The sequence below is a fragment of the Fibrobacter sp. UWOV1 genome, from assembly GCF_900142495.1.
In the GTDB taxonomy this organism is placed as follows: Bacteria; Fibrobacterota; Fibrobacteria; order Fibrobacterales; family Fibrobacteraceae; genus Fibrobacter.
Window position 1 is genome coordinate 29,679 of the sequence record NZ_FRBA01000010.1, and the last position, 17,600, is coordinate 47,278.

Here is a 17,600-nt window from a genome sequence, read left to right on the forward strand (position 1 = left end):
TATTATGGCTACAGAAATTGAATCTTTGCTGGAATATACGCTGAATGTGGGCGCCTCCGAACTGGTGATTACCGAGGGTGCAGCCTCTGCAGTGCGCTTGGCGGGGAAGGTTTGTGCCATTCCCGATGCCCCTGCTGTCGAAACGGGCTCGCTTCGTAACTTCTTGAATTCCATGGAAGGCGAATCGGGTACGGTCATGGGTGGCCCTTGGTGTGGTTCCAAGTGGCGGGTGCGCTACAACCGTACTGCTTTGGGTAGCTCCGCTATTTTTAGACCCGTACTTGATGAATGTCCGGACTTTACGGCGCTTGGCGTGCCGGAATCTATGATGAACTTGCTCGGCATGCGTTCGGGCTTGGTCGTGTTCAGTGGCCCTGCTTGCAGCGGAAAAACGACGACGGGTACGGCTTACGTGTCTGCACTTTGCCAGTCGGGTATTTTGCGCGTGAGCCTGTTGGACCAAGAAGCCGAAATGCCTGTGAAACAAGGCGACAGCCTGGTTCTTGAAAATTCGACGGGTACGATTCCTGAAAAGCTGGAACAGGCGCTTCGCAGCGGAATCGACCTGATTTGGCTTGGCAATTTCGAAGGCCTGTCCTTGATTCCGGTTTTGCGCGCTGCCGAAGCGGGCGCCCTCGTGGTGCTTACCGTGACGGCGGGTAACGCCGTGGGCGCGCTGGATGCGCTGCTTTCGTCGGAATCGCTCGAGAACCGTGATATGGCTTGCAACATGCTTGCCTCTGTTTTGAAGGCAGTGGTGGTGCAGCGCTTGCTGCCGGGTGCCCAGGGCGTTGTGCCTGCTTGGGAAATCCTTTACGGCACACAGAACGTGGCATCCAAGATTCGTAGCGGCGAATACTATGCGCTGCCCTCGATTATTGCGGCCTCGGCATCCGAAGGCATGATGCTTATGGACGATTGCCTTGCAGAACTTGTGAAGGCGGGCTATGTTTCTCCGGACGACGCCGTTCGCGTTGTTTCAAATCCGGCTCGCTTAGGATAATTTGTGCGGAATGGGTTAGGCAAATTTATAGCGATAATTGCGCTATGCGTAACAGGGGCTTTCTCTGCCGAGAAAGGCTCTGCTGGGAATGTACCGTCGCTTGATTTGCTGAAAGCCTCGGTAGATTCGATTGCGGCGGCAGATACGGTTGCAAGAGCGGTTGCGGCAAAGCCGGATTCTTCGCTCAAAACGGTCCTGTATCTGGGCGGTGGCGAACGGTCGCCATGGTTCCAGCTGGGCGTTTTCTATGCGATTGAAGAATACGGCATTCCGGTAGATTCCGTGGTCGCGACTTCTTGGGGCGCCTGGATGGCGGCTCTATGGACTCGCGGCGTTCCGCTCGATGATATCCAGAAGATTATGCTGGACTCGGCAATTGCGCCTTTCGTGGGCCATGACCTTGCGGCCCCCGCAAACAAGGCGGGGTATCGCGAGGTGGATTCTTACGAGCTTCCGATTTCGGTTTCGGGAATTCCTTCGATGCGCAAGCGTTTTGCGCTGACCATGGATTCAGCGTTCTCGGTGCATAGCGATTCTAAATCGCTCACGCCGGATTCAATGCAGGTGGTGCGCTCTCTTGCAAAGCTCCGCTTTCAAGAAAGTCTTTATCGCCAGCGTTCCAGGATTCAGATTCCGTTTGCAGTACAGTCTTGCGAATCGGGCAAGGCTGTCGTTGTCGGAAATTCGACGCAAGAGGTAATTGCCTCGCTTCCGCTGTGGAAAAGTCCGAAAGATTCCTCGGAGAATGTATCGGGTGAACTTTGCCCGTATTACGCGATGCCGATTGAAGACAATGCGCAGGAACTTTCGATTATTGTTGTCGCAGACCCGCTGCGCGCCCCGATTGTGGGCGATGAACGTACGCGCCTGATCAAGCAGCATGCCTCTGAAATTTTGGCAAGCCAACCGGGAATCATTGTGCGCGCGCATACGATTCTCGATACCGCTCGCGCGGCGTGGATCCAGTCCGGATTCACTTCGTTCGAGAAACAGCTTGGCAGCTTCAAGGTGCTTAATGGACGTCGTCACGCCTATTCTGCGGACCAAAAAGGAGCGATGCCTTGGTTCAAATTTGAACCCTCGTATGACAGCCTTTCGTCTGAAGTGCAGAATGCGGTAAAGTCGTACTGGCTCGAGTCGGATACGGGAATGGTGGCGCCCGAAAATTTTGCGCTGAACCTGTTGCAGAATCCGGCGTACGATTCCTTGGATTTGAACATGCGCCCGAGCGGGCATGTTACGGTGGAATCTTCGGTGAAGCCGGTTGTCGATTTTGCCGTGGGCGGATTCGGTTCGAATGCGTTTGGTCCGAATCTGTACGGAGAGGCGTCTGTTCATTATGTGGATCATGTCGAAATTGAATTGGTGATGGCCGGGTTCTGGGGTGAACATTCTTACGGGTTCCGCCCGCGTTTGAATATTTCGAAATTGTGGAACCGCCATTGGGATTTGCAGTTCGGTTACGATTACTTGAAACTTGTGCCGCTGAAGGGCTTTAACGGCAACACTCATCGCTGGCTACGCATTTTGTCGGAAGAACGTAGCGACTTGATGATGGACCTTTTGTATACGGTCGATAGCCGCCAGCGTGTTTCTGCAGAATTCAGGTTCGGTTCCAGGTATTATGATTTGGATTCGGCCTACTATGGCAACCGCGAAATGAAGGCGTATCCGGTTTCGCCGATGTTGCATTACCGCTACTTGAATGGCGAAGACGACAACTGGTTTGCAAATAACGGCTATGCCTTGAATGTCTGGGGCGGCTTTGAATCGATTGGCTATGACGACGGCATTATCGATGTGGTGCCCATTTACTGGAAGCTTTTGGCCGATGCGCGCTACACGATTTCGCCAGTGCGCTTTGTGACTTTGACGGCTGCGGCAGCGGGTGCAATCGAACGTTACCATGACGAAGGTCATGGCTATGTCTCGCCGAAATCCTTTGACAAACCCCCGCTGGATGTAGCTTACCGCCAGCATGTGGCGGCGACACCTTGGTCCACCGAATGGTACAATCCGGAGTTTTCTTCGCATGAATATGCCATGGTGCGCTTGAATGGCGGACTACATGGGGACTATCTTGGTGCATGGATTTTTGGAGCGTATTACCACGACTTTGAAAACAGCCCGTTTGCAGACCTCGATGTCGACAAGTTCGTATTTGAACCGGCGCTACGGTTTGCCTACAAGTCGGTTACCCTGTATGCAGGGTTGAGCCGAGTTGTTGATTACGGCACCTTCGGTGACTTGACTCACCTGAGCGGATACAATTACTTTGTCCGCGTCGGTGACTACAGTTTCTAATCTCGGAGTTTAAAATCCAAACTCCGAATTCTAAACTCTGAATTCTAAACTCTGAATTCCGAACTCCGAATTAAATAGCGAGTGGCATCCAGGGCTTGACTTCGTTGACCGAGGTCAGCTTGCCTTGCAGTTTGCGGCGGATAGCGGCTGCCGCAATCATGGCACCGTTATCGGTACTCAGACTGCGTTCCGGAATGCAGAATAGGATTCCATGCTTGTCGCAGTAATCTTGCAGGCGAGTGCGTAGCCAGGCGTTTGCGCTCACGCCGCCACCGACCACGAGTGTTTTCATCTTGGTCTTTTTGAGGGCGGTGATCGTCTTTGTGACGAGGCTATCGACAATGGCGTCTTCCAAGGAGGCGCAAATGTCGCCGATGTTCTTCTGGATGAATTCCGGATCGTGTGTTTCGGTGTAGCGGAGCACGGCTGTCTTTAAACCGCTAAAAGAGAATTCGCAGTTGTCGTGCACATGGAGCGCGCGCGGAAAATCTACAAACTTGCGGTTGCCATCTTTGCCGAGGCGGCTGATGGTTGCGCCTGCTGGGTACTTGAGGCCGAGCAGTTTTCCGCACTTGTCGAAGGCTTCGCCGGCGGCATCGTCGCGGGTGCGGCCGATGCTTGTGTACTTAAAGCCAGGCTCTTCGAGCACGAGTTCCGTGTGGCCGCCCGAAACGGTAAGCGTCAAGAACGGCGGCTCGATTTCGGGGTGCGTGAGCCAGGCGGCGGCCAGGTGGCCTTCCAGGTGGTTCATGCCATAAGCCGGAATCTGCAAGTCGCGGGCGAGACCCTTGGCAAAGCTTGCGCCTACCAGGAGCGGTCCCATAAGGCCCGGGCCCGTGGTGTAGGCGATAGCGTCAATATCCTTGAGTTCGATGCCGGCTTCCTTGACGGCGGCTTCTGCTATCGGGGAAATCTTTTGTAGGTGTGCGCGTGCGGCAATTTCGGGAACGACACCGCCATAGAGGGCGTGTTCGTCAATTTGACTGTAGAGCGGATTCGAAAGGACTTTTACAGGATCGTCTTGCAGTACGGCACAGGCGGTTTCGTCACAGCTGGACTCAATTCCAAGCCAGATCATGGAGCAACCTCTTCAAGCGAGTCTGCGGGAGCGGCAGGCTTTGTTTCTTTTTTGCGGAGCGTTACCTTTTCGGGTTTCAACTGGATTGCCTTGATAGACATTTCGCGGTTGATTTGGGCCGGGAGCGAAAGCTTGACGGTCGGCGAAAGGCTGTCGGCGTCTTCGATGGCGAATCGGTTGAATTCCATCGCCAGTTCAATGTTGTGCGAGGTAATCGAATCAAGAACGGTTTCGCCGCCAGTAATTTCGACCGAAAGGGTCTTGGGTTCCAGAGAGTAAATGCTCCTGTCGAAAAATCCGATCAGGCTTACGGGTATGCTGTCGTATGTACGGGTGGCCATCTTCTGGATGTTCACCGTAATCTTGACCGAGGAATCGCTGGGCGAAACGAATGCCGGGAGCATGCTGAAATCCAGCGGAATCGTGAATTCCTGGCTTGCGCGCAGCGTGTCGTGGAAAGACGAATCGGTCGGAATATCGATAATGCGGGTGAGCGCGTTGCGGGCACCAGATACCAGCAGTTCTTCGGGTGTGATCGTGGGCTCGTCTGCAATCAGGTAGCCCTGTGCCGCCGTGAATGTCGCGATAGACTTGATAGGGACGTTTCTAGTGATGCGGGTATCGATATCAAGGTCGACAAACAGAAGCTGGTTTTCGGGTTCTACAAAGCGGATGTCGGGAAAGCCGGCGGCTACAAAGTTCTTGCTGTCCAGGTGAATGCGCTTTGCGCCCAGTTCGGCTTGCTGCAGGTCTACGACCATGGCGATGGAATTCTGCTTGGGGTCGCTTACCAGGTTGTTCAAACGGATCAAATCCCACGACTTGCCTTCGACCGTAATATGCAAACTATGCGGCGGTTTCGAGGCAATTGCCATGGTTTCGGGGAGTTTCACAAAGTTCAAAGGCACGTTCACCGAAAGCTGGAAATCCTTTTGCGAGATCACCAGGAACCAGAGGGCTATGCCAAATATCAGTGCGGTTATTTTTAGAACGATGTTTCCCATAGAACTCTCGAATGACTGCCTAAAATTTAGTTATAATTCACTCCGTGCTCGGACAACTTGGCTATTTAATATCGGAATCTTTTCGCGGAATGCGGCAGCACCGCACGGTGATTTTACCGTCGTTTGCCACCATATTCCTGTGTTCGCTGCTTTTGGCTGCTTCGTTTACCGCTTTCGGGGCGGTCATGCGCGTTCTTTCGATGGAAAAGAACCTGTATGCCATTGAAGCCTTTTTGCCGGAATCGGTCAGCGAAGATTCCCTGAAGGTGATTCAGAACCGCCTGGAACACACCAAGTTCGTGGATTCCGTGACCTTTGTGAGCGCCGATTCTGCCTTGGCCGATTTTCGCAGGCATTTTTCGGGCGAAATGCTCGACCTGGTCGAAGGGAACCCCATCCCGCCGTTTTTCAGGGTGACTCTTGATGAAGAGAACAAGAACCCCTCCACCCTTGTCGAGGTCAAGAACGCCCTTGCCCGCGAAGAAATCTTCGAAGAAATCCAGGCTCCGGTCGAATGGGTCGAAAAGATTGCTGCCTGGAAGTTCCGTATGATCTTCTGGCCTATTTGCATTAGCGTCTTGCTTCTGTTTACGTTGTCGCTTATTATATGCAACTCCGTCAGGCTTTCGCTTTTGTCTCGCAGGCTTCTTGTCGAAAACATGAAGTACGCTGGCGGCAGCCACTTCTTTATCGAGTTCCCGTTTGTGTTGCAGGGAGCCTTCCAGGGGTTGGTCGGCAGTGGCATTGCCGTGATTCTTTTGGCTATCGTGTTGAACTCGGTGGCAGATGCTTTCCCGATTGTAGCTGCAAATTTGGCTGGACTTGGAACGGGGTTGTTCCTGGTGGTTGTCTTAGTCACTGCCCTTTCGGGATATTTTAGTTTCCGCACGGTGCGCGAATTCCTTTCGATTAAGCGCAATGAACAGGAATGATGATGCGTCTTGTCGTCTTGCTGTTTTGCTTGCTGCTTGGGCTTGGTGCTGAAAACGCCTATGCAAAGCCTGCCGCAAAAAACGCGAAGAGCGCGCCTGCTAAAACGGCGAACAAAAAAACGACGAAGGCTTCTGTAAAGGCTTCGTCGAAGAACGCCTCCAAGTCGGCGACCAAGAAGACGGATGCCCAGATTAGCGAACAGAAAAGCGCCCTCAAGAAGCTGGAGTCGGATCTTGCAAAAAAACGCCAGGAACTGGCCCTCCTCGAAACCGAAGAAAAAGGCGTGCTCAATACGATCTCGATTCTCGACCAGAACTTGAACCAGACCCGCACTTACCTCTCGGAACTCACCAAGAGCGAGGTCATGCTGGAACGGGCGCTTGTGCAACTGACGGCGGATATCGATTCCTTGGACCGTAAAATCGAGACTAGGCGCGAGGCCATGAAAAAGCGTATTCGCACGCTTTACATTAGCGGCCGCAACAGCGAAGCCCGTGTACTTTATAGCCTGCTTACTCAACAAGGCAACCCTGACCGCCAGGTGTATTGGGTGCACCACATTCTGAACCAGGACCAGCAAGAAGTCGAAACCTTACAACAGCTGGTGCAAGAACGTGACGAGAAAAAGCAAATGGAAAGCGACCACCTTTCTGACCTTAAGCAGATGCGTTCCAAGAAAGCTGCCGAAGAAAAGGGACTTGTCTCGCAGATGAGCGGACAAGAAAAAATGCTGCAAACCTTGAAGCATGACCAGAACATGCAGCGCCGTGCCCTCAAGGAATTCGAACAGAACCAGAAGACCATGCTTGCGCTTATCAAGAAGCTCGAAGAAAAACGCAAGAAAGAAATCGAGCAGGCGAAGAAGGACGAGGCCGCCCGCAAGGCAAAGGAAAAGGCCGACAAGGGCAAAAAGAAAGACACGAAGGCGCCGGCAAAGAAGGTGCAAAAACCGAAGGTCACGGTGGCCGAATCGGTAAAGGGTCCCAAGTGTACTCCGCTCAAGGGAAACATCATCAGCCAATACGGTTTGCAAGAACACCCGGTGCTTCACATTATGACTCGTAACCTGGGTGTCGAAATCCGCGGAAAACGGGGCGATGCAGTCCGTGCCGCGGCGGCAGGTTCTGTCGTCATGGTGGGCGAAATCGACGGTCGCGGTCCCTCGGTGATTATCGAACACGAGGGCGGAACTTACTCCGTTTATGGCCACCTCAAGTCAATTCGCGTGCAAGAGGGCAAAGAAGTGCGAAATTGCGAAGAAATTGGCGAAGTGGGCGATGTTGCATCGCTAAATGGAATTAAATTGTACTTCCAAGTGAGCGAGGGTACACAGACCGTGGACCCCTTGCAGTGGTTAAAGCAGAAATGATCGAATATACGTTAAATGGTCCCGCCTCTCAAGAACGCGCCCGCATCCGCTTGATGTCGGCGCTCCGCGAGAACCGCTTTCCGCAGGCGATTTTGATTGATGGCCCTGCCGGAATCGGCAAGAAAAGGCTCGCGATGGAAATCGCAAAGGCGCTCCAGTGTACCGATCCGAACATGCGCCCCTGCGGACATTGCTTTGGCTGCCGTATGGCCGACGACAGCGGTGCCACCGATGGCTGGGTCGTGCCCATGGAATCGGCCGAGGCCCACGCCCGCAGTTCCGACGACGTGTCTGCCGGCAGCAAGGCGAAGACGGTGGAAGACTTCAAGAAAGCCTACATCGAAGAAATCCAGAAGAACCCCTATCGCGTCGACGTGTTTTCGACTGGCGCCTTTATTTCGGTGGACTTGATGCGCATGATGACATCGAGCTTCGCCATGAAGGGCGACCGCGTGCGCACGGTGATTATTGCCGAAGCGGACCGCATGAACGAATCGGCGGCGAACGCCTTCCTCAAAACGCTTGAAGAAGTCCCGCCGAACACGTATTTTATTTTGACCACGAATTCCCGCGAAAAGATGCTCCAGACGATTCGTTCCCGCTGCCTGGCGCTCCACTTGTTGCCGCTCTCCGACGACGAGGTTCGGTCGGAAGTCTTGCGGGTCGCGGGCGAAGATTTTGATGAAACCTCTTTGACGGACGACGTCATTGGACTTGCGGTGGGTTCGCCGGGCAAGGCGCTGTACTATGCCGAACATGCGAAGGTCTGGTGCAAACTGGCCGCTGATTTTGTGGTGCATTCCCTGCGGGGAAACTACACCGACTTGTTTATGGAATTGAGCGAGTCTTCGCTGAGCGATGCCTACGAAGCGAACCGATTCCTGGAAGTGCTTTCGTTCTTGCTGGCCGACTTGTTGCGCGAGCAGGCGGGAGCGCACTTGCGTATGCCCGAAACCACGACCTCTGTCGGCCTCTCGAAATTTCCGCGGGTCGATGCGACGGCACTTGAACTTGCGCTTGTCGCTGTGCAAGAAACGATGTCTAGAATTGAGTCACGCCGTGTGACGGCGACCATGAGCTTGCAGAGCTTGTCGCTTAAACTGTTCGAGGGCTACAAGTAAATGGCTCTAGAAACGACAGACGTTGAACTGAACGAACGCTTGGCTTCGGCAATGTCGAAGAACTTGCGCATTCCCCATGTGGTGGCGCGCTTCTTAGTGTCTCGTGGCGTCTGTTCTGTGTCCGAGGCGCACCGCATGCTGTGCGGTAACGCGGGCGACGTGCTTGACCCGTTCTTGATGAAGGGAATGGAAGAGGCTGTTGCCTGGCTGCTGGATATTCGCGAAAAGCACGAAAAGGTTTTTGTTTTTGGCGACTACGATTTGGACGGCATGTCGGCCGTGACGCTCATGACGCGTGCCCTGGCCGAACTGGGCCTGGAATCGGATTGGAGACTGCCGAACCGCTTTGGCGATGGCTATGGGCTTTCGTCTTCGGCGGTCGAAGAAATGCGCGAGGCGGGCGCCCGCTACGTGATTACGGTAGACACCGGCATTACCGCGAACGCCGAGATTGCACTTGCCAAGAGCTATGGCATGTCAGTGCTGGTTATTGACCACCACCAGCCTTCGGGCGATGGACTCCCGGAATGCGATGTGCTTTTGGACCCGCACCAGGAAGGCGATACTTACCCGAATCCGGAACTTTGTGGCGTGGGCGTTTCGTACAAATTTGTATGCGCCCTGTATTCCAGACTTTCGATGCCCGAACCGACCAAGTTCCTGGACTTGGTGGCGCTCGGAACGCTTGCCGACTTGGTGTCTATGACGCCCGAGAACCGCGCCTTTACCAAGACTGGTCTCAGGTCTATTGAGCGCAGCCATTGGCCTGGCTTGCAAGAAATGTACAGCAACCTGATGAAGGGCCACGGCAGCGTGGGCGGCATCGATGTCATGTACAAGTTTGCGCCTCTCCTGAATGCGCCTGGCCGTATGGAACGTCCGGATCCGGCGCTCAAACTTTTGCTCAGCCCGAATATGGCGACCGCGAATGCCCTGATGGCGGAACTTCGCGAATGGAACAGCAAACGCAAACAGAAAGAAGCCGAAATTACTGAGATGGCGCAGGCCCAGATGGCGGCCATGTATGGCGACAAGCTCCCGACGGTGATTGTAGTTGCCGGCAACGACTGGCACGTGGGCGTTATCGGCATTGTGGCGGCAAAGCTGGCACAGGAATACCACCGCCCGACAGCAGTGCTTTCGATTCAAGACGGCATGGCGCATGCGAGTGCGCGCGCGGTGCCGGGCTTCAACTGGCATAAGGCCTTGTTCGAATCGCGCGAATTGTTTGATCGCTGGGGAGGACATGCCAATGCGGCTGGCTTCTCGCTTCCGGCCGACAAAATCGACGAACTCCGCAAACGCCTGGAAGTTTCTGCGGCAAACCAGAATTATACCGGCACCGAGGAATGCGAAGGCGAGACGGCTCCTTGTTCGTATGATATTTGCATCTCGCTCAATGAATTGATTGTCGAGGCTTCGCAGTACATGACGCCGAGCGATTACGGCTCCGGCAATGGGGCGAACAATGGCCAACTGATTTCGATCCTTGATTTTATCGACCTGCTTGAACCCTTCAGCGGGAATTTCCCGTACCCGACTTTCCGTGCCGACAACGTGAAAATCCATAGACTTCGTGAACTCAAGGGCGGACACTTGCAGATGGATATTTCGCAGGCGGGCAGCCGCGTGTATCCGGCTATTGGTTTTGGACTGCGTAAGTTCAAGAGCTTGCTCAGCAAGCCCGTGTCGGTGATTTTCGAGCCCACTTGGAATTACTTTAACGACCGCAAGTCTTTGCAACTTTGCGTCAAGGCAATCGAGCCTTACATTGAACCCGACACCGTAAACGACTAGGATAACTTTAAATGCGCAACTTGCCGATTTATTTCATGGTTCTGGTTTTTGCGGGAATGCTGTTCGCGCTCTCGAAGGTGCATATCTACACGCCGGTGGTTCTTCCGGCAGAACCGGAGCCCGCTCCTGTGGAACAGGAAGGCTTTACGGGGCGCGTAATCATGCCTTCGCTAGACGATATCTATGTGCTGGAGAATACGGCTGGCCGAGATCTCGTGCAGTTTGCAAGGTTCCTGAAGGGCCGCGCCGCAGGCCTCCATTATGCCTCGGCCGCCTACTTTAAGGCAAACCAGAAGAACTTGAAAAAGGATTCGCCCCATGCGATTATGGGGATCAAGTTGACCCTTGATTCCTTGGGTACTTCTTCGCCCGAAATCCTTTTTACCAATGTACACGACAACAACTTTAAAGGCCTGGTGCTTTCGCAAATCCAGACCTATTGGCGTTATCCGCGTAGTGAAAGCGGACGCTTTGTCGTTTGGTTCCCAATCGCTTGGGAAACCGAATATTGATTTAGAATTCCGAGCGCAGACTCAATTTATTTGCTCTTAAGTATTGCGAGCAGTTCGGCGGTGCGCTTCTCGATCAAGATGAAGGCTTCGAACATGCGAGCTTCGCGCCACTTCACCAAGTACTTGGCCTTCCATTCTTCGGCCACCTCTTCGGGGTCTTCGTGGTGCGATTCGTTTCTGTACCATTCTTCTTTCTTGATTTCGCGAATCATGTCGCCCATTTCGGCGGCAGGCTGCAAGGACCCTTTGCAGAGCAAGAGGGCGCGCAGGTTGTCAAGCAAAATTTCGTCGGACGGATTGTCGGAATCGTCGCGGGCGCAATCCCAAATTTCGCCGCGGTGGCGTTCCGTCCAGCCCATCAGGTGCTTTTCGGTTCTCTGGAGTTCACCCTTGGCGAGCTTTTCTTCGACGGCTTCGCGCGGGTAATAGATGCTGTTCGGGTAGAATTCGATCATAAGGAGCTCCCTGATTTAGCCTTTAATGCCCGGGGCGGGACTTGAACCCGCACGAGGTTGCCCTCAAGGGATTTTAAGTCCCCAGTGTCTACCATTCCACCACCCGGGCTCGGGCGTGCCACAAATATATAAAAAGTAGACAGTCGATAGTAGGCAGTGGCTAGGATTTAGCTAAAAAAACGTCATTGCGAGGAGTCTGTAAGGCGACGAAGCAATCCAAATATGAATGTATTTTGTTGTTGTTTTCTACATTAATGGTATGAGATTTTTTGTAATTCTGGTTGCTATTTGTATTGTCCCTCTTTTTGCCTATGATGGCGACATGGACACTTATCATGAATTCAAGGAAGACCTTTCGCTTGCCCGTGACGGTTATATCGCATGCTTGAACATGGCCATGGAATCCGCCAACGAAAGCACCGAAGGCTCGCTGGAAGGCTGGTTCAACTTGCGTGACAAGGGTGGCGCCCGCTCCTGGATGCAGCTGGATTTCGAAGCGCCTACGTTCAAGTTCCTCAAGATGGAAGAAGTTCCTTACGGCTTCAAGCTCAAGGGCTCACACGGCGCCTACAAAATCGATGTAGAAATCCGCGTCGTTACCCGCGACACCGACATCTTCTACGATGTCAAGTACAATAAGGCGAGCAACGCCGCCGGCAAGGAAATCTTCGGCGAAGTATTCCGCAACGACCGCGTCGTCTTCTACGACGAAAGTTCGCCCTGCAAGCGCAAGGCCGTCACCTGCATCAACGAATATTCCCGCGGCACCATGGGTAAATAAAAAAGGAACCCTTGCGGGTTCCTTCGGAAATCTAGTTCTGTTCAGCGGGATTCTGTTTGGATGTTAAGTCGAACATCTCATCGATCGTATACTTGTTCCCGTCATCACATTTTAGTTTGAATTCGTTGGTCCAATTGTCGTACATCGCTCCGTAGGCTTTCACTGTGTCGAGCTTGGTTTCGTAAGCATCTTTACAGTTGAGGATTGTCTTATCAGCCAACTTGTATTTATGGGGATATTCCGTGCTTGCTTCGGCTTCTTCAGCCTGCTTAATGAAGTATTCTTTTGCGGGAGGACACGGATTGTTGGCATCTCTTACTGTTGGTGCACATTGCTCAATGGTATCTCCGACTAAATCGAAAGATTTTGTTGAGGCTGCCGCCATCTTTTTGAAATAAACCATTCCGTTATCGCATTTGAATATGGAATCTTCTCGGGCGGGGATGGCGCACGTTTGGGGAGGAACGCCATAGAGAGCCTCGTTATCAGCGAGTTCAGACACGACGGTCTTTAAGCTTGGTCGGTAAGATTGACAAGGTGATGGAACATAGAATGTCGAGTCCTTGCAATGAACCGATGGGTGCAACCCTAACGTGTACGGGTAATCGGGGTTGAAATAAGATGAACTGCTGGGTTCTTCGCTTGAAGACGAAGCCGGTTCCTGAATGTCTGGGTTAGCCGGTTGTTCCTCGGAACTGCTAGAAGGAGTCTCGGTTTGCGATTCAGAACTACTTGAAACTTCGTTAGAAGCGTTCGTTTCCGGATCGGGAACAGGGGCTACGGAGCTGCTAGAATCGTTGTCGCATGCCGCCCAAAAAAGGGATGCTATGCACAGGGCTAGTTTGCGTTTGCATTTTCGAATAGACATGATTGTTCTCCTTTTTTGTTGACTATAAATATATACAAAAAAAAGAGAACAGTACAATTTATTTGCAACGTTGTTGTGGACAAATTGTAAAAAAAAGGAACCCTCGCGGGTTCCTTTTTAATTCGGAATTTTGATTTCGGATTTTAGAATTTGAATAATCGCGGCGTAGCCGCCAAATTAAACAATTCTGAACTCCGAATTCCGAAATCGTAATTATGTTAATCGTTTATTTAACGATTAACATAGATTCGTCCCAAGCTTCTCGTGAGACTCCACACCTATGGTGCGGGAGGAGGGCTTTATGCCCTCCGTTCGTCGAACAATAGAATTTCAGAATGCATTGCCAAGGCTCTTGCAATGGCGACTTCGCTGCCGTATTTACGGAACTGTTCATTTTTTCTTGATTCTAGTCCTTTATGCAACGGATGGACATACCGTAAGTTTTTGAAACTTCAGCTCCATCGACTTTTTGATTTGATGCGCTAAAACTTATCTGAAAAGCATTTCGACTATCGCCGCCTGGGGTCGATGTCCAGAAATAAGCTCCGAATCCAGAAGTCCTGATTTCTCGAAGCGTCTTGTTTTTCCATTCTGCAAGATTCGATGGTATAATCGTGAATTGATAATAATCCTCTCCATTGCCGTTAAATCCCCAACCATTTTTAGACTTCAATAAAAGTCCGCAGTCCACCTTGTTAGGAGATTCGCACTTTAATGCAGAGAACAAAGTTTTCCATTCGAACAAGCTGGGCAAATGCCACCCCGTCGGACAAACCCCGCGAACCTTTTCCGATAAGTCGCATTTTCCCGAAAAGCTGCAACCGCGTCCCCCGTCACTAAAGAGTGCTGCGGAATCTACGGCGGCAGGCCATGTGTAATAACGTCCGTAAACCTCACCAGTGTCAGAAATATCCTTATGGCTGACGGAACCGTATATAGACAAGGTGTCGCCCACTTGGTAATTGTAGTTCAGATTTTCCGCCATCCAAGTTTGATCCGCGATTTTTACAGTTCTATAAGTCTGGCCATCTCGTTCGTCGGTCAATGTCCCGTGAACCACGGTTGATGTGTCCACACCGGGTATGTATTTGCTGACATCTTCTACATGGGTGTAGCCTTTTATGCAGCGGATATGCATTGCCATGGTATTTCCAGGATACACCCCGTCGTTATTAAAGCTGAAATACCATCCCTTGGTATCAGGGTTTGTACTCCAAAAGGCCGTGTGATAGTGCAGAATCTTAGCGTCGGTGCCAGATGGTGTCACAGAAAAACCGTAATCGTCTGTTCCGTTTCCGTTAAAATTCCATCCGATTCGGGACTTCAATTTTTTCCCTGCGACATTCGCTCCGCCAGCAGTTTTAAATAGAGCGTTCCAATCGTCATTATTGGGGAGCCGCCATCCTTCTGGACATATTCCGCGGACTTGCGAATTCGGAGAACACTTGCTTGCAGAGCATCCCTTTCCGTCGTTACCGAAAACAGCTGCGGAATCCATTGCGGCGGCATAAGAATATAAGCGTCCAAAAACATTACATGTCTGCACGGGCTCGGTCTGAGGGTCGTATGTGTTTGAAACGGACAGGCAAGCTCTATTTGACTCGAAAAGGGTGTCTATGGCGTAGGCGTAGTTTAGGTTTTCTGCCATCCAAGTCTGTTCCCCGACTTGTACAGTCCTATAAGTTTGACCATCGCGTTCATCGGTGAGATTTCCATACTCGATACTTGGATTAAAGAAATCATCTTTGGTTTCTCCACTCCAAAATGGAAAATCCTCAGGATTCACCTTTGGACCATCTTCTCCATCTTCTTCGTCCTTTACGCAGCGGACCTGATTTCCTTCACTCCCAAAGTCAGAGGCGGTTGCGCCCCAATAATAGTGATAATCTGAGCCACTGAAAATGATGCTGTTGTCGTTGTAACCATTATACGAGTAAACTCCACTTGCCAGTAATGTTGCATAACCACATTTCTGACTAGAAAGCGGTGCTAAGGAGAACCCCAAAGTATCCATGCCATTGTTGCCTTCTGACCAACCAAACTTGGATTTTAGCATTATCGCATCCACCTGGTCATTTTTTCCCGAAGCAAAAAGCAGTTCATGTAATTCCGAAACAGATGGTATATGCCAGCCTTCGGGACAAATACTATCCCAAACACGGTACAGCCTTCCGTAAATTTCACAATTTTCATCTTGTTTGTCGGCACAGTATGAACCCTGCTGAGCGTAATTCAGGTTCTCTGCCATCCAGGTTTGCTTGCTAATTTTGACGGTCTTGTAAACTCGGCCATCGCGTTCGTCAATCAATTCGCCGTATTCAATATTTGGGTTCAAAAACTGCGATTTGGATTTTACTTCGGGACATCTTGTCACTCCATTGGCGTAGGCATCCTCTTTACTTGAGGAGGATACTGCAATCTCTTCGGTGCTGCTCAAAGAACCTGTTTCGTCAGGCCCGCTGCTAGAGTCGTCGCAGGCAGAGAATAGGGGTAATGTAGCGAGAGCCGTCGCGGCGAGAAGATGAGCCTTTTTGCGCATAAGATTGCCTCCACCATCAAGTATAACTAATTACCTCCTCTAAATCTACATTCCCAAACAAGGAAACCCTGGAAAATTCCCATGAAAAATGCTTCATACAAAAAAAGGAACCATTTCGGGTTCCCTTTCTATAATTTTTCTCAAAGCAGCATAGCTGCGACCTCATCGCTCAAAGCGACTGTAGGTCGCGTGCTCATACCTACTTGATGATCAACATACTGTCATCCCACGCTTCGTGCTTTTCGAGACCGAGGAGGTTGGCCGTCGTCGCAGCGATGTTCGAAAGACCCCAGTCGCCTTCCTTGAGGCCGAGCTTGCCGCCCGTTACGTTGTCGTAAAGGATGCAGGGCACCTTGTTGAGCGTGTGGCTGGTCTTGGCCTTGAAGGTACCGTCCTTGTTGACCTTCGGCATGCCGGTCTTCTTATCGATTTCGTACATTTCGTCGGCGTTACCATGGTCAGCCGTGATGATGGCGACACCACCGAGGGCGTCGATCACCGGGAGCAGGCGTGCAAGTCCGATATCCACAGCTTCGATAGCCATCGTGGCAGCGCGGAAGGAACCGGTGTGGCCCACCATGTCGCCGTTCGGGAAGTTGCAGCGGAGCGTCTGGTACTTGCCGCTCTTCAAGGCTTCGATCATGGCGTCGGTAATTTCGGCGGCCTTCATCCACGGGCGCTGTTCGAACGGAACAACGTCAGATTCAATTTCCAGGTAGGTTTCGCCGTCAAACTTGCTGGAACGGTTACCATTCCAGAAGTAGGTCACGTGGCCGTATTTCTGCGTTTCGGAGCAGGCAAACTGCTTCACGCCCGTTTCGGAAAGCCATTCGCCGCTGGTTTCCTTGATGGCCGGAGGCGGCACCAAGAAGCGGTTTGGGAGCTTGAGGTCGCCGTCGTACTGGAGCATGCCGGCGTAGCACACATGCGGGAAGCGCTTGCGGTCAAATTCGTTGAAGGATTCTTCTTCGAAGGCGCGGGTGATTTCGATGGCGCGGTCGCCACGGAAGTTGAAGAACACCACGGAGTCGCCGTCGTTGATGGTTCCGACCGGAGCGCCGTCCTTTGCAATCACGAACGGGGGCAGGTCCTGGTCAATGGCCTTGGTTTCGCCACGGAGCGTTTCGATAGCCTGCGTGGCGTTGTCGAAGTAGCGGCCTTCGCCGAGCACGTGGGTCTTCCAGCCGAGCTCCACCATCTTCCAGTTGGCGTTGTAACGGTCCATGGTAATCTGCATACGGCCACCGCCGCTAGCAATGCAGACGTCGAATTCCGGGCTGCGGAGTTCGTCGAGGAACTTTTCGAACGGGCCAACGTAATCGAGAGCGGAAGTTTCCGGCACGTCACGACCGTCGAGCAAGATGTGTACGCGGACCTTCTTCAGGCCTTCCTTCTTGGCCTGGGCAACCATGGCCTTCAGGTGAGAAATGTTGGAGTGAACGTTACCGTCGCTGAAGAGGCCGATGAAGTGGAGAACGGTATTCTTTTCACGGGCGTTGCCGGCGATTTCCTTCCAGGCATCGCGACCGAAGATGTCGCCGGAGACGATGGCGTCTTGCACGAGGGCGGCACCCTGGTTGTACACCTGGCCGGCACCGATGGCGTTGTGGCCCACTTCGGAGTTACCCATGTCTTCGTTGGTCGGCATACCCACGGCGCGGCCGTGAGCCTTCAGGAGCACGTTCGGGTACATCTTGAAGAGGTTGTCGAGAGTCGGGGTGCGGGCAGCCTTGATGGCGTTGCCTTCGACTTTATCGGTGATACCAAAACCATCCATCACGATGGTTACGACCGGTCCCTTGATGCCGGGGAAATTGGAAAGCTTCTTGAGCATAT

The 17,600-nt window shown here is 52.3% G+C and carries 14 protein-coding genes and 1 tRNA gene; 8 read left to right on the forward strand and 7 right to left on the reverse strand.

The genetic code is table 11. From position 1 onward, the window contains the following. Positions 1–4 precede the first annotated feature (4 nt). Complete coding sequence (locus BUC02_RS12615) at positions 5–1,003, forward strand: ATPase, T2SS/T4P/T4SS family (protein ID WP_073323065.1); 999 nt, start codon at positions 5–7, stop codon at positions 1,001–1,003. A 3-nt stretch (positions 1,004–1,006) separates the two neighbouring features. Next, positions 1,007–3,307: a patatin-like phospholipase family protein gene (locus BUC02_RS12620; protein WP_139261152.1), complete on the forward strand. Its 2,301-nt coding sequence runs from the start codon at positions 1,007–1,009 to the stop codon at positions 3,305–3,307. A 70-nt stretch (positions 3,308–3,377) separates the two neighbouring features. Here BUC02_RS12620 and tsaD read toward each other — a convergent pair whose 3' ends face one another. Both tsaD and BUC02_RS12630 read right to left on the reverse strand, forming a co-directional pair. Beyond that, entirely contained in the window at positions 3,378–4,385 is a 1,008-nt protein-coding gene (gene tsaD / locus BUC02_RS12625) for a tRNA (adenosine(37)-N6)-threonylcarbamoyltransferase complex transferase subunit TsaD (protein WP_073323069.1), read from the reverse strand. After that, entirely contained in the window at positions 4,382–5,389 is a 1,008-nt protein-coding gene (locus BUC02_RS12630; protein WP_073323071.1) for a CdaR family protein, read from the reverse strand. The genes tsaD and BUC02_RS12630 overlap by 4 nt, the downstream gene beginning before the upstream one ends. Before the next feature lie 89 nt (positions 5,390–5,478). Between BUC02_RS12630 and BUC02_RS12635 the strand changes: the two genes are divergently transcribed. The 5 genes from BUC02_RS12635 to BUC02_RS12655 are packed head-to-tail and all read left to right on the forward strand — an operon-like array spanning position 5,479 to position 11,121. Beyond that, positions 5,479–6,321, forward strand: a complete 843-nt coding sequence (locus tag BUC02_RS12635; protein ID WP_249268877.1) for a cell division protein FtsX — start codon at positions 5,479–5,481, stop codon at positions 6,319–6,321. Beyond that, positions 6,318–7,691, forward strand: coding sequence for a murein hydrolase activator EnvC family protein (locus BUC02_RS12640; RefSeq protein ID WP_254794218.1), 1,374 nt, complete (start codon positions 6,318–6,320; stop codon positions 7,689–7,691). Before BUC02_RS12635 ends, BUC02_RS12640 begins: the two co-directional genes overlap by 4 nt. Beyond that, entirely contained in the window at positions 7,673–8,812 is a 1,140-nt protein-coding gene (locus tag BUC02_RS12645; RefSeq protein ID WP_254794219.1) for a DNA polymerase III subunit, read from the forward strand. Before BUC02_RS12640 ends, BUC02_RS12645 begins: the two co-directional genes overlap by 19 nt. Further along, entirely contained in the window at positions 8,813–10,609 is a 1,797-nt protein-coding gene (gene recJ, locus BUC02_RS12650) for a single-stranded-DNA-specific exonuclease RecJ (protein ID WP_254794220.1), read from the forward strand. It abuts the gene before it with no gap. Between the two features lie 11 nt (positions 10,610–10,620). Then, on the forward strand, positions 10,621–11,121 hold the full coding sequence (locus BUC02_RS12655; RefSeq protein WP_073323076.1) for a hypothetical protein: 501 nt from the start codon (positions 10,621–10,623) through the stop codon (positions 11,119–11,121). Between the two features lie 26 nt (positions 11,122–11,147). Here BUC02_RS12655 and BUC02_RS12660 read toward each other — a convergent pair whose 3' ends face one another. Both BUC02_RS12660 and BUC02_RS12665 read right to left on the reverse strand, forming a co-directional pair. Next, positions 11,148–11,576, reverse strand: coding sequence for a hypothetical protein (locus BUC02_RS12660; RefSeq protein WP_073323078.1), 429 nt, complete (start codon positions 11,574–11,576; stop codon positions 11,148–11,150). Positions 11,577–11,602: 26 nt separating this feature from the next. Further along, a tRNA-Leu gene (locus BUC02_RS12665) sits at positions 11,603–11,685 on the reverse strand. A gap of 150 nt (positions 11,686–11,835) precedes the next feature. On the opposite strand from BUC02_RS12665, the gene BUC02_RS12670 reads away from it, so the two are divergent. Next, entirely contained in the window at positions 11,836–12,357 is a 522-nt protein-coding gene (locus BUC02_RS12670) for a hypothetical protein (RefSeq protein WP_139261153.1), read from the forward strand. Positions 12,358–12,388: 31 nt separating this feature from the next. On the opposite strand, the gene BUC02_RS15940 is transcribed toward BUC02_RS12670, so the two are convergent. The 3 genes from BUC02_RS15940 to gpmI all read right to left on the reverse strand — a co-directional run bounded on the left by BUC02_RS15940 (position 12,389) and on the right by gpmI (position 17,598). Next, the gene (locus tag BUC02_RS15940) at positions 12,389–13,225 is read right to left on the reverse strand and encodes a hypothetical protein (protein WP_139261154.1); all 837 of its coding nucleotides are present in this window, start codon (positions 13,223–13,225) and stop codon (positions 12,389–12,391) included. 406 nt (positions 13,226–13,631) lie between these two features. After that, positions 13,632–15,764 carry an FISUMP domain-containing protein gene (locus BUC02_RS12680; protein WP_073323084.1) on the reverse strand — a complete coding sequence of 711 codons (2,133 nt, stop codon included), beginning with the start codon at positions 15,762–15,764 and terminating at the stop codon, positions 13,632–13,634. A 199-nt stretch (positions 15,765–15,963) separates the two neighbouring features. Then, positions 15,964–17,598, reverse strand: coding sequence for a 2,3-bisphosphoglycerate-independent phosphoglycerate mutase (gene gpmI, locus BUC02_RS12685; RefSeq protein WP_073323086.1), 1,635 nt, complete (start codon positions 17,596–17,598; stop codon positions 15,964–15,966). Positions 17,599–17,600 lie beyond the last annotated feature (2 nt).

Bases quoted from the DNA above. Each gene is read 5' to 3' on its own strand.
- gpmI (WP_073323086.1), bottom strand. From the start codon at position 17,598: ATGCTCAAGAAGCTTTCCAATTTCCCCGGCATCAAGGGACCGGTCGTA.
- BUC02_RS12640 (WP_254794218.1), top strand. From the start codon at position 6,318: ATGATGATGCGTCTTGTCGTCTTGCTGTTTTGCTTGCTGCTTGGGCTT.
- BUC02_RS12670 (WP_139261153.1), top strand. From the start codon at position 11,836: ATGAGATTTTTTGTAATTCTGGTTGCTATTTGTATTGTCCCTCTTTTT.
- BUC02_RS12680 (WP_073323084.1), bottom strand. From the start codon at position 15,764: ATGCGCAAAAAGGCTCATCTTCTCGCCGCGACGGCTCTCGCTACATTA.
- tsaD (WP_073323069.1), bottom strand. From the start codon at position 4,385: ATGATCTGGCTTGGAATTGAGTCCAGCTGTGACGAAACCGCCTGTGCC.
- BUC02_RS12655 (WP_073323076.1), top strand. From the start codon at position 10,621: ATGCGCAACTTGCCGATTTATTTCATGGTTCTGGTTTTTGCGGGAATG.
- BUC02_RS12630 (WP_073323071.1), bottom strand. From the start codon at position 5,389: ATGGGAAACATCGTTCTAAAAATAACCGCACTGATATTTGGCATAGCC.
- BUC02_RS15940 (WP_139261154.1), bottom strand. From the start codon at position 13,225: ATGTCTATTCGAAAATGCAAACGCAAACTAGCCCTGTGCATAGCATCC.
- BUC02_RS12660 (WP_073323078.1), bottom strand. From the start codon at position 11,576: ATGATCGAATTCTACCCGAACAGCATCTATTACCCGCGCGAAGCCGTC.
- recJ (WP_254794220.1), top strand. From the start codon at position 8,813: ATGGCTCTAGAAACGACAGACGTTGAACTGAACGAACGCTTGGCTTCG.
- BUC02_RS12635 (WP_249268877.1), top strand. From the start codon at position 5,479: ATGCGGCAGCACCGCACGGTGATTTTACCGTCGTTTGCCACCATATTC.
- BUC02_RS12615 (WP_073323065.1), top strand. From the start codon at position 5: ATGGCTACAGAAATTGAATCTTTGCTGGAATATACGCTGAATGTGGGC.